The sequence below is a fragment of the Commensalibacter sp. B14384M2 genome (genome assembly GCF_016101865.1).
GTDB lineage: Bacteria > Pseudomonadota > Alphaproteobacteria > Acetobacterales > Acetobacteraceae > Commensalibacter > Commensalibacter melissae.
Map to the genome: position 1 here is coordinate 17,692 of NZ_JACFPS010000006.1, position 14,231 is coordinate 31,922.

Sequence of the window (14,231 nt, forward strand, 5' to 3'; positions counted from 1 at the left end):
AAAATACTAATTGTCCATACGAATCCGAACACCGTGTCCAAATGCATAGGCCCGGATTACAATAGCGGATTCTGGTACATTATGGGCGATTAATAATTTTGCCACTGTTTTTGCACGTAGCAAGGCAAGTGAAACCGCCGCAGTTTGTGCATCGGGATCAAGAGAGGTTGTGTCACCATATCCGTGAACAAAAACGGTTCTGCCTTTTCTTTGCCAGGCAATATTATTTATTATATCTTCTTGTTTGGTATAAGGCGTGTCGGAATCAATCGGAAAACGTATAAGCGTTCCTGTTGGTTCCTTAAAGGATAAACCTGAAGGATGGGATGGAGGGGGAAGGTTGATGTCCGGTGGGACATCAAAATCAGGGAAGTGGGATGGAGGGGGAGGATTGACGGGAATAGAGGGAATTACAACATTTTGTTCATCAATTTTTGCCCTAAGTTCTGGCATAACCACGGGTTCGGTTTTATGGGATTCGACAGTCTCGACTGGTTTAACCGATTTTTCTTTTTGATTGATCGTGTTGTGAATATTCGAGTTCTGGTTTGGTTGAGGTGGCTCTCCTGCCGCATCAAAATTCGCAGAGGATGCGAGATTTTCCGCAGGTTGCATGTTGGTGTTCTGACCAGGTTGATTATTGACAGGTTTGGTTTGAACGGACGATTTTGCAGGTGGGTTATTCTGCTGTGCAGGTAATGGAGGAATATCAGGAATAATAATTGGGTTTTTTACATTTTGCCACTGTGTCTCATTTCTATCCTGTGAGAGAGAATCTGTGATTGCATTGCGTAAATCTTGGGAGGGCAGAGGAGGGGAGGCTGTTGGTGTCAACCCTACATAGGGATATTTTTGATCATTTCCCGGAACAGGCAGCCTGGGTTGAGATACAATGCCGCCTTCTATATCATGATATGCGTTTACGGGGGCTTTAATAAACACAGATTGGGAGCATCCCCCCAGACAGAAGAGATTGAAAAATAAGAAATATCGTAAAATTGGCTGCTGGATGGAAGACACTCTATCTATACCCTTCTATACCCTTAATTTATAAAATAAAAACATATTTGATGAATTTTATAGTGTTTATAGGTTTTTTCTTAATACGCTATTTTGTTTCCATAATATAGAGAAATAATCTTTTCCCCCTGATTTATAAGATAAATTGCAGATCATAATACGTTTTGTTGTGTAAAAATGATAATTTTACAGGCATATATAAAAAACTGATCAGTGAATAAAAAAAATTTTCATTTATCAATGTAGGGTGTATAAAAAATAGAGTAAATAAAATAAAAATTGTTTTTTTGAAAAGATAATTTGAAGGAAAATATTGGTGAAGCTTATGCAGCTTTCAGATGGTGGACAAAAACATTTCAGTGACAGTGATCCAGATGATGAAGAGAAAAAGGAGGATAAAAATTTTCCTGAGGCTGGTGCAAATAATGAATTGGAAAATAAACTTTTCAAAGAACGTACAATTCTAATTTTTGGTGAAGTGAATGACAAGCTTGCAAGGGAAATAAGCGGGCGTTTGTTGGCCCTGGCTTATGAGTCGTCTAAGCCGATCAATATTTATGTCAACTCGCCTGGCGGTCATGTGGAAAGTGGTGATACAATTCATGATATGATCCGTTTTGTGGACAGCCATGCACCGATTAACATGATTGGTACAGGATGGGTCGCATCGGCAGGGGCCCTGATTTATGCCGCAGGACGTAAAGAACGACGTTTCTGTTTAGCCAATACACGTTTCTTATTGCATCAGCCAATGGGTGGGGTCAGAGGACCGGCGACGGACATTGATATCGAGGCCAGGGAAATTATAAAAATGCGTGAACGTTTGAATGCAATTTTTGCAAAAGAGACTGGACATTCTTATGATAAAATTGCCAAAGATACCGATAGAAATTATTGGATGTCTGCCCAGGAAGCCATCAAATATGGGCTTGTTAACCGTATCATTCATAAATTATCAGAACTGAAATGATTTAAAAAATTAATGATTTTAAAAGTAAGGAGTCGATTTGGAAATGTCTGACTTGGAAGCAATTTATACGCAATTACCTGAAGATTTACATACCTTGCCTCAGCCAAAATCAGATAAAGAGCTCGAGGAGATGAATTATCGAGTGCGCCATTGGATGAGTAATATTCCAGGCTCGATTAAAATCGGTAGTAAAGAGCATAGGCAAATGGTATGTCAGATGTTCCGTGAGACTTTTAATCCTTACAGACCAACTTTTATGGACTGGCCAAAGCTTACCGATCAGGAAATTGATCGTTTAAAATCGTTGCCTATTTGGGATATCGCTGTGCAGACAGAAGGCAAGGCCCGTTTGAGGATGGCTGCCTATGTCAAAGAAATTGTGGATCCAGAATGGGCTGATGCCATTGCACGGAATGCGTGGGAGGAAAATCGTCATAAGGAAGTTCTTTCTGATTTGGTCAGGTTTTATGGTATCCCCCTTGCATCAGAGTCCCCTTATTCGGTCCCAAAAGATCCGGAATGGGCCTATTTGGTAACAGGATTTAGTGAATGTTGGGATAGTTTTTATGCCTTCGGTTTGTTTGCAATCGCAGAAAAGTCTGGATTTTTCACGAAAGAACTGATTGAAACCTTTGAGCCTGTTATGCAGGAAGAATGTCGCCATATCCTTCTATTTGCAAACTGGTTGGCTTGGCATCGTGCGAATTTGCCCTGGATAAAACGTATCTTGTTTGAACTAAAAGTTATCGCTGTTCATGCATTTTTGGTTTACGAACGGATCGGTTTGATTAAAACGATGGATGCAGAGGGAGAGGAGCATTTCCAAGATAATAATTTCACGATTAACGGAGTTGCTGAGCTGGGTAATGAAAAAACGACCCTTGCTGATTTTCTTCGTTTATGTCTTTCAGAAGATGATCGTCGTTTTTCTGGTTATGACCGTCGTTTATTACGTCCAGAAACAGCACCCTTTTTGACAAAAATGGCTCTTTGGCTTCTTCCTAAAAAGCTGCTTAATAAACAATTGGTTGGCTGAACGTTGGTCTGGGTTAATGCCTCATTATTTTAAGGAGGCATTAAAGTGTTACACAAAACTGCTTGGCGATACGACCCGATTTCAGGCTGTTGGGGACTTGACCCAAAAGTTTGAATTCATCGATATATTGGGCAACCTGCTCCCACAAGTTATCATTTATTATGGCCATATTTCTGTTTTCATTCAAAAACATTTTTAATATTTCTTCAGGCCTCATTTTCTGCCATTCATCAGTTAGGATTTGACTGGCTTCCTGAATATGCTGTGATTGCCATACGGAGGCATTTCGAATTGCTGTGGCAAGATATTTGAGTGCAAGTGGATTGGATTGTTGAAAATGATTTGAGATTCCCAAAACATAATTGATTCTTTGACTCCAGCTACCTGTCTGGCTCCCGGCAAGTTGGAACAATTTTTTATTGTTATGATGAAGAATTCGCCAGATAAAAGGGTCAGAGCCAATTAATGCCTGTATTTGACCTGATAAAAGAGCGGGAAGTAATTCATCTTTTTCCAGTTCAACCCATTTAACATTCAAATCCGGATTAATGCCTTTACGTCTTAGAAGAATAGAAAAGAATAGTTTTTCTTTTTCGGAATGAGGTTGAATTCCAATGGATAGATTTGCCAAATCCATCAATCTTTGGATTTTTTGTTTATGTGTAACCAATAACCGAAAATCCCCACCATTTAAACCAATCATTAATTTTCCACCTTCAGAGCGGGATTTAAGAAGTTGTGGCAGCCAGTCCAGAATGGATAAAATAGCCGCATCACACTGATTGGTCTTGAGTAGATCGAAAATCTGGGTTTTATTTTTAATATTGGCAATGGGATCAAGGCTTATTTTGTAATGTTTCAGAAAACCTTTTGTCTGGGCAATGGTGAGAAGCTGGTTTTCTTCATTCTTTAGGTATGCAATACGAATCATTTGTGGTGAGATATCCTGAGGCATTATCTCGGGATCATGTTTGTTAATGGAATGATATAATCCCATTCCTGTTAAAGAGCCTATTGCCCCTAGTCCAACCAGTAAATTACGGCGATTAAAAGATTTTTTTGTTTTATTTGAAAAAGGGGTCATAGAGCAAATTCTAGAAAATGAAAAAAATTGGATTTTATACAAAAAAACACTTTACCATTAATTTTAAATTAGGTATACAAAGTCTACCAAATGATCCCGAATAGCTCAGTTGGTAGAGCAAGCGACTGTTAATCGCTCGGTCGTAGGTTCGAGTCCTACTTCGGGAGCCATCTAATTTAAAAGATGTGCAAAAAACAAGTTGATAAATTATATCACCTAATAAATATCATTCCTGTAAAATTGGCTATTGTTCTTGATGTTGATAATTTGGAGTAGAGTCAATTGTCAAACCTGTTTAAAAGTTAGCCGATAATTAATAATGATACTATTATTAAATAGTATCATGGGTTTGGGTTATTGAATGCAGTGGGCATTAATTTGTATTATTCATTAATGGATATATATGGATGTTAAATGAAGACCATAAATTTAAAATATATACCCATTTATTGAATCATTGAAAGTTATTGGTGCTCTGTAACATGTATAGACATTTCTATCATGTCTTTTGTCTTGGGTTTAATAATTTGCATTTGATTCATTAGTGTTCCAACCTCAAGGCACATCACTTGATTCCATAATGATGCAGGAAATTGATCTAAGGTTTTGGCTTGTTCTTTCCAAGGTGTCCATAACACGGCAGAATGTGAGAAAGGAGCTCGGATGATAATGTTTCTTTTCCATATAGGATCAAAAATAGTTATTTCAGAGGGAACATCACTGTAAATTCGATCAACGGGACCAGTTAAATGGTGAAAGAATTTTTGTATGCCTGATTTCTGCTGACCCAATGCATTTTGTTCTGTATAGGTTAGATTTTCCAATCCATGAATATGGATATTACGGATATCACTGACATGGAAATAGTTATGTAAAGCCTGAGTTATGGCAATATCCTGGTTACTTTTGTTTTCAATATGAAGTTGTATGCTTAAAATCTCATTAAAACATATAATGAATTTCAATTCCGTTTCATGTGGCCATTCCGGAGTTAATGTTGGTGAGGTTTGTAGACTATTAATGATAATGATCCCTGATTTTGATGCATCAAGCTGATGATTTTTCCATTCAATGCAACGTGCAAAGCCATGCGGTAATGCGGGATGAGTTAGGCTATGCATATTTTGGACTATTGAAGGATTGGCTTTAAGATGACCGAACCAGGGCCAGCATAACGGGATGCCACTTCTTATGGCTTTGCCATCCTGATAGGTAGCCTTTGAATTTCCCCATAAAATATCCGGCTTTTTAAGAGATCCATAACGTATGATCTGAGCTCTTTTAGGAATATAATCGAGAAATCTGTCTAAAAAATGTAAACGTAAGGCTTCATAGGGACCATATTGAATTTTTTCAATTTTCATTTTCTTCCATTGAAATAATATTGATGATTAAAATGACCTACTTGCTATAAAAAAACAAATAAGACAATTTAGGTTTATAGTCCTAATAAATCTATAAGCCAAAACATATAATGGTTGTTTTTTAATGATGCAGAATTTGGGTGGAATAAATGAACAAAAGAAGTGATTTGATTCCATGTTGTAAAAATCGTGTCGTTTCGTCCAGTTTTGATTATTCCTTGAATTTTGGAAAAATAGATTTTCGCAAACATCCTGAATATTATCGCATTGGCAAGGGAGAACAAGGAGTATTGCTGGTCGAGCCATACAAGTCAGAAATATTGCCTTATTGGCAATTTGCGACTGTTGAAAAGGCAAGGGAAAGCAGTGAAAAGATATATCAATTATTTTTGCAGTATTTGAAACAAGAAGATTTTGTTGGGGCTGATATGGCGCGTAAATTTTTGCAGATGGGTTATACGCGTGCCCGACGTTACGCTAATCATAAAGATGGCAAAAAATATAATGGATTTGTTCCCAAAGATAAAAAGGGTTTGAGTGGATCTCATGGTCGTCAGGAGTTACCCAAAGGTTTTGAGGATCCGATTAAGGCAAAAGCGGCATCAGTTTTTAAACAGAAATGGAAACAGGCAAGAGAACATTCAAAATATAAAAGTTTGAAAGAGAATTTTGTAAAAAAAGTTTCAAAAACAGCGGTCAATAATTAAGGTATTATAAAGGTTTTTGCTCTTTTCCAAGAATATAACCATTCTGTTTTAAGTGGGTATGCCAATATTTTTCAATTTGGCATAATCATGGTAACTATTTGGTAAATTTTTTACTGTGGTTAAATTCAGCTGCATGGCACAGCTCATGGAGGATAACATAATCAATGGCGATGGGATTTGCCTTGGTTAGATGTTGATTTAAGGTAATGATCCCATTATTTTTTTGATTATAACTACCTCATTGATTTTTCAATTTTTCAATTCGTAACAAAGGTGGTTTATTTTGCCAATCAATCCAACAAATTCTTGATTTTAAAAGGGAAAGACATTCAGAAAAAATCTCTAAAGCCTCAAATTTATACCAGTTTTGAAGCATGCTATAGATTCTTGACGGAAAATTCTCTCGAACTGTTATTACAATATGATGATCAATTAACTGGATAGTTTGTGCCTGATTGGTTATTTTAAGAATTTTTAAAGGATAAAGGCGTCCTAAATAAAGATGTTTTTCATGATTGATATACTGGTAATGGGATTCTTGAAATATAGGATTGGAGAAAATCCAGTTCTTATGATAATCCAGAATTTCATGAACACGCTGATGGGAAACAGATGGATGAGCCTTTATTTTGATAATTTTATCTGTAGTGATTTCAAGGGTAATTCTGTTCCTATTATGAGTAAAATGAAGCTGACAGTTAATTTTTGATTTTTATAAGAAAAATCAAAATGTTTGATAGGATAATCCAAAATAAAACAGATTTTGAAGGGGACAATTATATCATAATACAAGATGGCTGGGGTGGGAGGATTCGAACCTCCGCATGGCGGAATCAAAATCCGCTGCCTTACCGCTTGGCTACACCCCAAGGTTTGTTAAAGCATCTTTTAAAGGAGTTATTAGGTTTCGTAAAGAGGAAAAATAAAAAAATTTTAAAATTTATTGTTGGTTTCCATCTTTATCTGAATAATAGGAAGTATCCACTTGATTCTTCTTTTTTCCATTTTGATCTGTTACAGTTCTTTGAACACAATAACGAGCAAATTTTCCAGCTTTTTTAAAGCTTTTATCTAATGAAGCCATGGTTAGGGATAAATCTGAGCTTTCATCTTTTAACCAGATACGCATATTTAGCGCCCAAATGGCTGTCAGTCCCTTTATACAAGCAATTCCACGTAGGCCGCTTGTGTTGATTTCCGCTGCTTCAGCTAGCCATTTCATACTGTTTTGAATGGCTATCTGTAGAAGAAATGCTAATGGAGGGTTAAGGGGTAAGGAATGAATTGCAGAAATCAATCCTTGTCGATATTGTTGGAACGTATCAAACCGTTCCATAAAAAGATCGAATAAATATTCAGGAACGGGTTGATGCTGGTAGGATTGTTTCAATGCAGCCTGATCGGCGAGACGGTTCAGATAAAGTAAAAGGGAGGATTTGCAAGGAAATAATTTTCGTGCCATATCAAGCGAAACATTACAGCGTCGTGCCGCGTCACTTAATGACATGGCGTTCCATCCTTGTTCTGCCGCCAGATCCATGGAATTTTTTAAAATACGGTGGCGTATTTCTTCATCAGACATCATCAATCTCCTATATTGCTTTTGTTATTTTATGAAGATAAAGCCCTGGAACGATCTGCAGCTGCCTGCAGGGCCTTAGAAAGAATATGGGGCCATGCATCGGGTTGAATTAGAACATTAACAGCTTGTTCTGTTATCCCGTTAGGGGTCGCAACATTTTTTCTTAGTGTTTCCGCCTCTTCCCGGGAATGATTCAATAATGCAGCAGAGCCAATCACGGTTTGTCTGGCTAAAAGACGTGCCAGGTCTTCTGACAATCCTTTCTCTTGTCCTATCTTTTGCAACAATTCCGCTAATAGGAATATATAGGCGGGCCCACATCCAGCAATTGCTGTGGCGATGTCAATTTCCTGTTCTGTATCAAGCCATGCGGTTTTACCAATGGCATTAAACAATCGTTCTGCAATTTGTTTTTGATCCGATTGCGTTTGGGAGTTGGCAATCATGCTGGTCATACCTAATCCTAATTCCGAAGGGGTATTAGGCATAACTCTGATAATAGACTGATGATCTCCGAATTGTTGTTGTAACCAGGCAAGCGTTTTCCCGCCAAGAACGGAAATAACAGGTATATTTTTACACCATGGTTTTAAATGGGGGATAAGTTCGGCAGCTTGATCCGGTTTGACGGCAAGCACAACAGCTTCTGGTTGAAACGTTTTTGGAACATCCTGAATAGTATGTGCCAATTGATGTGGAGTAACTAGATCGAAATCATGTCGATTAACAATGAAAGAATGATTCAAGCCTTTTTTTATCCAGCCTTTTAACATGGCTTTCCCCATATGCCCGCAGCCAATCATTAAAAGGGAGGGAAGTGATGACATAATGAATTCCTCGATCAATAGTGAATAAAATAGGATTGTTTCTTTGTATATGATTGTAAGAATTCTAACATAAAAATGTCCAAATAAAAATATTTGTACATTATCAGAAAAACCATATGTATTTAACAAAAATTAGTATTAAATAATTAGTATAAATTTTAATATTTTATTTCATGAAAGAAAATTGTTCCATCATTTTTTTTAAGTTAAGTGCGTCCCAAGGCATGTGTTCTGCAAAAGTTATTCCGGCTATATCCGTTACGAGGGAAACATCCTGGATGATTTTGCTCAATTGGGGAATGGTCATTTCTCCTTTTACGTTATTAAAGGCTTGTGGTGAGATGGGATTATTTGAAAATTGCGAATAAAAAGATCGGGGATTAAGGACATCAACGTCCACATGTATTGCAAGATGCTCAAAATTGTTTTTTCTAATCCATGCCAAAATGGCTTGATTATCTGGGGTAAGATCAGGACTGGCAATGGTTTGCAATCCTAAATCATGTACAATTTTTTTTTCATAGGCATTGTTATAATTATGAATGCCAATGATTAAAACCTGGTTGGCTTTAAAAGGTAATCTGACTTCATTTGCAAGATATGGATCACCTTTTCCCAATAAATTTCCCAAAATCATTGCATGTTCTCGATCAAAATGTTTGGGGGTGGAAATATCGGGATGGGAATCAATCCATAACAACCCTATTTTTCCGTTATAATGTCTATTGAGATAGGCAAAAGGCGCCTGGCTAACAATACAAGTACCGCCGAATGTAATAATCCGATCAGGTTCGTGTTCATCTATAATTTTTTGCGTTGCTTTTAATTGATGAATAATGACATCTTGCCAAACAACACCATTTTCCCTGGTTCTTTGTTGTTGATGATAAGGTTCAATGGGAACTTCAACAATGGGGGATGTATTATTTTGGGGAGCTAAGAAAGCTAACAGACGAGCCCCCAGGGGGTAGATCTCGCCGGAGGGTTGACTATCATAATCTCCACTTTGCCATTCTGGAATTAGAAGTCTTAGGGTTTTGCAACGTTCAGTTTTATAAATCATAATTATTTTTCTTGTCTAAAAATTCAATGGAATTAAATTATTGAGCAAAAAGGAATTATGGATCAACAAGATGAGGTAGAATTCAAGATATTTTTGTACCGTTAGGCACGGGGCGTTCCACGGTTGTAATAACGATTCCATCTTCTGTTTCAAAACCTGTTAGTAAGAATTGCGAACGAAAAGGACCAATTTGTTTTTCAGGAAAATTAATAATTCCTATAATTTGTTTATGAATCAAATCCTCGGGCTGGTAGAGTTTAACCAGTTGAGCGCTTGTTTTAAGCTTGCCATAGTGTCCAAAATCAACCCATATTTTATAGGCGGGTTTACGGGCTTCAGGAAATTTTTCTATTTTTATAATAGTTCCAGTTACCATTAAAATTTTTTCAAAATCTTTCCATTCTATTAAATTCATCAATAAAATTTCCCTGGATTGATCAATATAAAAGGGGTTTGAAATATCCCCCTGTTAAAATATTTATGATTAAATATTTGCTTTTTTTTCTAATTCTGTGATTTTTTCCTCAAGTTTTTTGACATGTTCTTCTAACTTTTCTTGAGCGGCACGGGTACGGCTGGCAATTTCTGTAACAATTTCAAATTCATCACGTCTGACCAGTTGAAGGGTTGACAAAACCTCATCAACCCGTCCCTTGACAATGGCAGCAATCTCTTCCTTGATACCACTGAAAACAGAAAATACACTGCCAGAAGCATGAGAGGCATCGTCAAATATTTTTTTTGGATTAGGCATGATTTTTCCTTATTATTATTTCAAAATTAGTAAATTAGTATAAGTTAATCTAATACGTTATCAAAGTTATAATATAGCATGTTTTTTTAATTTATAATTTATGTGTATGAAAACAATATGATTATTATCACTGGTGCAACAGGGTTTATCGGTTCTTGTTTACAGGCCAGACTCTATGATTTGAAAGAGAAGACGGTTGTAATTGACTGGTTGGGGAATGAGGGAAAATGGCGCAATATTGCAAATCATGTGCCAACAGATTTAATTTTTCCTGAATATATTGATGATTTTCTGGTGCAGCATTGCAAAGTAATAAGGGCTGTCATTCATTTGGGTGCAATTAGTGAAACAACGGCCCGTGATGGAGATCTGGTTTGGAAAACCAATGTCAATTTGTCAAAAAAATTATGGTATTGGTGCGCTTTGAATCAGGTAAGATTTATTTATGCTTCATCTGCCGCAACCTATGGGGGAGCCAATCAGCTGGAGGAATTTACAGATGAACCCAACCATATTGCAGATTTAAAACCCTTGAATTTGTATGGGTGGTCCAAACAGGTTTTTGATCGATTTGTATTGGAACAGGTTAGGAATCATCAACCTGTCCCCCCGCAATGGGCCGGATTAAAATTTTTTAATGTATATGGACCAAATGAATATCACAAGGGCAAGATGATTTCAGTTGTAAAGGTCAAATTTGATGATATTCAGAAGGGAGGTGTTCCCCGTTTATTCAAGTCTGATCGCGATGGTTTGACAGACGGTGCCCAGGCCCGTGATTTTATCTGGGTTGGGGATGTTATTGAAATTATTTTATGGCTTTTAAACAATCCCGATGTGAATGGAATATATAATTGTGGTAGCGGACAAGCTAGAACCTATCTTGATTTGGCATATGCCGTCTGTGATGCGGTTGGCTGTAAAAGAGAGGTTGAATTTATAGATATGCCCCAGAGTTTGCAGGGACAATATCAATATTTTACCCAAGCTGACATGACACGTTTGAAAGTTGCCGGATATCAACGGGCATTTACCTCATTGGAAGAAGGTATTTCAAAATATATTCAGGGTTATCTTTTACGGCCAGACCCTTATTTATAAGGTCATATTTTTTAATGAAAGACAGGTTTTATGTCATCTCCCTTGTATTATCCTAATTTTGATCCTGTTATGTTGCATATCGGCCCCTTATCGATACGTTGGTACGCTATGGCCTATATAGCAGCATTGCTTGCCGGTTGGTTTTTGGTAAGACGATTGGTTCAAAGGGAACCCGTGGTTGCAACTGTTACACAAGTTGATGATTTTTTAACTTGGGCGACGTTGGGCGTTATTTTGGGGGGACGTTTGGGATATGTTTGCTTTTATCAGCCTGCTTATTATTTAACGCATCCATTACAGATCATCCAGGTATGGCATGGAGGAATGTCCTTTCATGGTGGTGCTTTGGGGGTTATATTCGCCTTAATAATATTCACCCGTTATAACCGTTTAAGTTTTCTTGGTTTTTCTGATCGTGTCACAACCGTAGTGCCTATGGGACTAGGATTTGGAAGATTGGCAAATTTTATTAATGGGGAGCTAGTGGGTCGTGAAGCTCCGGACTGGCTACCCTGGCGTATGATTTATCCCGGTGTTGAAGGTGCAAGACATCCATCTGAATTATATGAATGTTTTTCAGAAGGTGTGTTGCTATTTTTTATCATGCTTTGCTTGATTCAATGTAAAGCCATTCGAGAGCGACCAGGATTTCTTTCCGGTGTGTTTCTTTTGGGGTATGCCATGGCACGAAGTGTTTGTGAGTTGTTTCGTGAGCCAGATGCTTTTTTGGGTTACTTTGCTTTTGGTTTGACGATGGGGCAAATTTTATGTATCCCAATGGCGATTGCCGGGATATATTTCATTTGGCAGTCTTATCAATTGCCGAAATTGCAAAATTTGACAGTTTCTGAAAAGTAAAGGCAGAAATGAAGAAATGTCCAGAAATGCGATTGGATCAATTTATGGAAAAGGCAAATGCCACCTATTATGAAAAAAGGGATCCATTTTCTGATTTTATTACTGCACCTGAAATTTCACAGATTTTTGGTGAATTGATCGCGGTTTGGATCATTACGGTTATTCGGTCCATGTCCAAACCAGACAAATTGGCAATCGTGGAGGCCGGGCCGGGCCGGGGGACGCTCATGATGGATATTTTAAGAGTTCTATTCCGTTCGGCCCCTGATATCTGCCAATATTGTACGGTTTTTCTGATTGAAACCTCATCGCGTTTACGTCAAATTCAAGAAAATACATTGAAAAATTATGAAATTGAAATTCAATGGCTTGATTCTGTTTATGATATCCCGACTTTACCCCTGATTATGGTGGCGAATGAATTTCTTGACGCTTTACCCATTCGTCAGTTTATTTACAGGGGCGGAAAAAAATGGGATGAGAATTATGTTTCCCAAGGAAATATGTTTCATAAACCCATATCCCAACTGCCTTTTTCACCTGTATTCCAGCGCCCTATAAAGGTTGGTGACACTGTAGAGGTAAATGAAGCTGGACAGGATATTGTACAATATGTTTCAGCACATATCTGTCATTATGGGGGGGCGGCTTTATTTATTGATTATGGGTATTCTTCCCAGGTTTGGGGAGACAGTTTACAGGCAATTGCAAACCGAGAAAAAGTCTCTCCTTTTGTTCCGCCCGGAGAGGCTGATTTAACTGCTCATATAGATTTTCCTTCCTTGAAAGAAATTGCAGAAAAACAGAATGTGACTGTTTACGGGATACAAACACAAGGTGCTTTTTTAAAGCAGCTTGGCATACTGATACGGGAAAAAATCTTATTGGATCATGTACCGATAGAACAACGAAATGAAATTCGGTCTTCTGTACAACGTTTGATTGACCCTACAGAAATGGGGGATTTGTTTAAAGTTATGGCAATTTGTAACGCTGAGTTATGTGCTCCACCGGGTTTTTAGGAAAACACACTATACTTTTTTATATTTCAAAAACAAGGTTAATTTAAAAGGGTTATAAATTTCATGAACTGTAAACCATTGGCCATTCAGCATTCCTTATTGTCGAATATTGTTCGGCATGGTTTTTTTACAAGAATAGGTGGGGTTTCTCAAGGAGAATATACTTCGTTAAATTGTGGTTTGAAATCAGGTGATAACCCTCATTTAATTATGGAGAACCGTAAAATTGTTGCTGAGTATATGAAGGTATCCCCGAATTATTTGTGGGGAGGGTTACAGATTCACAGCAATAAAGTTTTATGGATTACAAAATCGAATTGTATACCTGTTGAGGGGGATGGAGCCGTGACGACCGATCCTGATATTGCTATTAGTGTTGTTACAGCTGACTGTGCCCCTGTATTATTTAGTACAAAAACTGGTGATATTGTTGGGGCAGCCCATGCAGGCTGGCGGGGCGCAGCATGTGGAATTTTAGAAAATGTCGTGGATCAAATGGAGGCTTTGGGTGCGGATAGACAGGATATCATTGCTGTTGTAGGACCCTGTATTGCCGTGACACATTATGAAGTGCGGGAAGACATGCGTAATGAGGTTTTGAGACAGGATCCAGATGGAAGAGTTTTTTTTACCCCCGTTCGTGAAGGATATTATTTGTTTGATTTGGGTCGTTATTGTATTGACCGGTTAAGACGTAAATATGTGGGTATTGCGGCTATAACAGGAAGGGATACATTTATGGATACCACTCATTTTTTTAGTAATCGTAGACGTGTCATGGAACGGAAAGCGGTGTTTGGACATCAAATTTCAACAATTGCCTGCCGTCAATATTCGTAAGGG

General features: G+C 37.7%; 15 protein-coding genes, 2 tRNA genes and 1 pseudogene. 8 read left to right on the plus strand and 10 right to left on the minus strand.

Annotated elements, in window-relative coordinates; all coding sequences use genetic code 11:
* Positions 1-6: 6 nt before the first annotated feature.
* Positions 7-1,020, minus strand: coding sequence for a hypothetical protein (locus tag H3R33_RS08705; RefSeq protein WP_198185543.1), 1,014 nt, complete (start codon positions 1,018-1,020; stop codon positions 7-9).
* Positions 1,021-1,345: 325 nt separating this feature from the next.
* On the opposite strand from H3R33_RS08705, the gene H3R33_RS08710 reads away from it, so the two are divergent.
* Together H3R33_RS08710 and H3R33_RS08715 are read left to right on the plus strand one after the other, a co-directional pair.
* Positions 1,346-1,990, plus strand: coding sequence for an ATP-dependent Clp protease proteolytic subunit (locus H3R33_RS08710; protein ID WP_110439590.1), 645 nt, complete (start codon positions 1,346-1,348; stop codon positions 1,988-1,990).
* A gap of 43 nt (positions 1,991-2,033) precedes the next feature.
* Positions 2,034-3,026, plus strand: a complete 993-nt coding sequence (locus tag H3R33_RS08715; protein WP_110439556.1) for a ferritin-like domain-containing protein — start codon at positions 2,034-2,036, stop codon at positions 3,024-3,026.
* A 40-nt stretch (positions 3,027-3,066) separates the two neighbouring features.
* Here the strand turns inward: H3R33_RS08715 and H3R33_RS08720 are convergent, their stop codons facing one another.
* Complete coding sequence (locus H3R33_RS08720) at positions 3,067-4,110, minus strand: ABC transporter substrate-binding protein (protein WP_198185545.1); 1,044 nt, start codon at positions 4,108-4,110, stop codon at positions 3,067-3,069.
* Positions 4,111-4,204: 94 nt separating this feature from the next.
* On the opposite strand from H3R33_RS08720, the gene H3R33_RS08725 reads away from it, so the two are divergent.
* A tRNA-Asn gene (locus tag H3R33_RS08725) sits at positions 4,205-4,280 on the plus strand.
* A 294-nt stretch (positions 4,281-4,574) separates the two neighbouring features.
* On the opposite strand, the gene H3R33_RS08730 is transcribed toward H3R33_RS08725, so the two are convergent.
* Positions 4,575-5,474 (minus strand): D-hexose-6-phosphate mutarotase, encoded by a 900-nt coding sequence (locus H3R33_RS08730; protein ID WP_198185547.1) that lies wholly within the window; start codon positions 5,472-5,474, stop codon positions 4,575-4,577.
* A gap of 149 nt (positions 5,475-5,623) precedes the next feature.
* Between H3R33_RS08730 and H3R33_RS08735 the strand changes: the two genes are divergently transcribed.
* Positions 5,624-6,181, plus strand: a complete 558-nt coding sequence (locus H3R33_RS08735; protein WP_155566283.1) for a DUF4385 domain-containing protein — start codon at positions 5,624-5,626, stop codon at positions 6,179-6,181.
* Between the two features lie 94 nt (positions 6,182-6,275).
* Here the strand turns inward: H3R33_RS08735 and H3R33_RS09240 are convergent.
* The 7 genes and pseudogenes from H3R33_RS09240 to H3R33_RS08775 form a co-directional block, all read right to left on the minus strand.
* A pseudogene (locus H3R33_RS09240) lies at positions 6,276-6,884 on the minus strand (M48 family metallopeptidase).
* A 91-nt stretch (positions 6,885-6,975) separates the two neighbouring features.
* Positions 6,976-7,050, minus strand: a tRNA-Gln gene (locus tag H3R33_RS08750).
* Between the two features lie 71 nt (positions 7,051-7,121).
* Entirely contained in the window at positions 7,122-7,766 is a 645-nt protein-coding gene (locus H3R33_RS08755) for a TetR/AcrR family transcriptional regulator (protein ID WP_198185549.1), read from the minus strand.
* 26 nt (positions 7,767-7,792) lie between these two features.
* The gene (proC, locus tag H3R33_RS08760; RefSeq protein ID WP_198185551.1) at positions 7,793-8,590 is read right to left on the minus strand and encodes a pyrroline-5-carboxylate reductase; all 798 of its coding nucleotides are present in this window, start codon (positions 8,588-8,590) and stop codon (positions 7,793-7,795) included.
* Between the two features lie 166 nt (positions 8,591-8,756).
* The gene (locus H3R33_RS08765) at positions 8,757-9,653 is read right to left on the minus strand and encodes an arginase family protein (RefSeq protein WP_198185552.1); all 897 of its coding nucleotides are present in this window, start codon (positions 9,651-9,653) and stop codon (positions 8,757-8,759) included.
* 82 nt (positions 9,654-9,735) lie between these two features.
* A complete protein-coding gene (locus tag H3R33_RS08770) occupies positions 9,736-10,068 on the minus strand; it encodes a tRNA-binding protein (protein ID WP_198185554.1) in 333 nt (110 codons plus the stop codon).
* Positions 10,069-10,137: 69 nt separating this feature from the next.
* Positions 10,138-10,407, minus strand: a complete 270-nt coding sequence (locus H3R33_RS08775; protein ID WP_110439567.1) for an accessory factor UbiK family protein — start codon at positions 10,405-10,407, stop codon at positions 10,138-10,140.
* A 117-nt stretch (positions 10,408-10,524) separates the two neighbouring features.
* On the opposite strand from H3R33_RS08775, the gene rfaD reads away from it, so the two are divergent.
* The 4 genes from rfaD to pgeF all read left to right on the plus strand — a co-directional run bounded on the left by rfaD (position 10,525) and on the right by pgeF (position 14,228).
* A complete protein-coding gene (gene rfaD, locus H3R33_RS08780; protein WP_198185556.1) occupies positions 10,525-11,508 on the plus strand; it encodes an ADP-glyceromanno-heptose 6-epimerase in 984 nt (327 codons plus the stop codon).
* Between the two features lie 30 nt (positions 11,509-11,538).
* Positions 11,539-12,366, plus strand: coding sequence for a prolipoprotein diacylglyceryl transferase (lgt, locus tag H3R33_RS08785; RefSeq protein ID WP_155564916.1), 828 nt, complete (start codon positions 11,539-11,541; stop codon positions 12,364-12,366).
* 8 nt (positions 12,367-12,374) lie between these two features.
* Positions 12,375-13,388, plus strand: a complete 1,014-nt coding sequence (locus H3R33_RS08790; protein ID WP_198185558.1) for a class I SAM-dependent methyltransferase — start codon at positions 12,375-12,377, stop codon at positions 13,386-13,388.
* A 63-nt stretch (positions 13,389-13,451) separates the two neighbouring features.
* Positions 13,452-14,228: a peptidoglycan editing factor PgeF gene (gene pgeF / locus H3R33_RS08795; protein WP_198185560.1), complete on the plus strand. Its 777-nt coding sequence runs from the start codon at positions 13,452-13,454 to the stop codon at positions 14,226-14,228.
* Positions 14,229-14,231: the final 3 nt, after the last annotated feature.

Coding starts and splice junctions, on each gene's coding strand:
- H3R33_RS08710 (WP_110439590.1), top strand. CDS start 1,346: ATGCAGCTTTCAGATGGTGGACAAAAACATTTCAGTGACAGTGATCCA.
- H3R33_RS08715 (WP_110439556.1), top strand. CDS start 2,034: ATGTCTGACTTGGAAGCAATTTATACGCAATTACCTGAAGATTTACAT.
- H3R33_RS08720 (WP_198185545.1), bottom strand. CDS start 4,110: ATGACCCCTTTTTCAAATAAAACAAAAAAATCTTTTAATCGCCGTAAT.
- H3R33_RS08730 (WP_198185547.1), bottom strand. CDS start 5,474: ATGAAAATTGAAAAAATTCAATATGGTCCCTATGAAGCCTTACGTTTA.
- H3R33_RS08735 (WP_155566283.1), top strand. CDS start 5,624: ATGAACAAAAGAAGTGATTTGATTCCATGTTGTAAAAATCGTGTCGTT.
- H3R33_RS08755 (WP_198185549.1), bottom strand. CDS start 7,766: ATGATGTCTGATGAAGAAATACGCCACCGTATTTTAAAAAATTCCATG.
- proC (WP_198185551.1), bottom strand. CDS start 8,590: ATGTCATCACTTCCCTCCCTTTTAATGATTGGCTGCGGGCATATGGGG.
- H3R33_RS08765 (WP_198185552.1), bottom strand. CDS start 9,653: ATGATTTATAAAACTGAACGTTGCAAAACCCTAAGACTTCTAATTCCA.
- H3R33_RS08770 (WP_198185554.1), bottom strand. CDS start 10,068: ATGAATTTAATAGAATGGAAAGATTTTGAAAAAATTTTAATGGTAACT.
- H3R33_RS08775 (WP_110439567.1), bottom strand. CDS start 10,407: ATGCCTAATCCAAAAAAAATATTTGACGATGCCTCTCATGCTTCTGGC.
- rfaD (WP_198185556.1), top strand. CDS start 10,525: ATGATTATTATCACTGGTGCAACAGGGTTTATCGGTTCTTGTTTACAG.
- lgt (WP_155564916.1), top strand. CDS start 11,539: ATGTCATCTCCCTTGTATTATCCTAATTTTGATCCTGTTATGTTGCAT.
- H3R33_RS08790 (WP_198185558.1), top strand. CDS start 12,375: ATGAAGAAATGTCCAGAAATGCGATTGGATCAATTTATGGAAAAGGCA.
- pgeF (WP_198185560.1), top strand. CDS start 13,452: ATGAACTGTAAACCATTGGCCATTCAGCATTCCTTATTGTCGAATATT.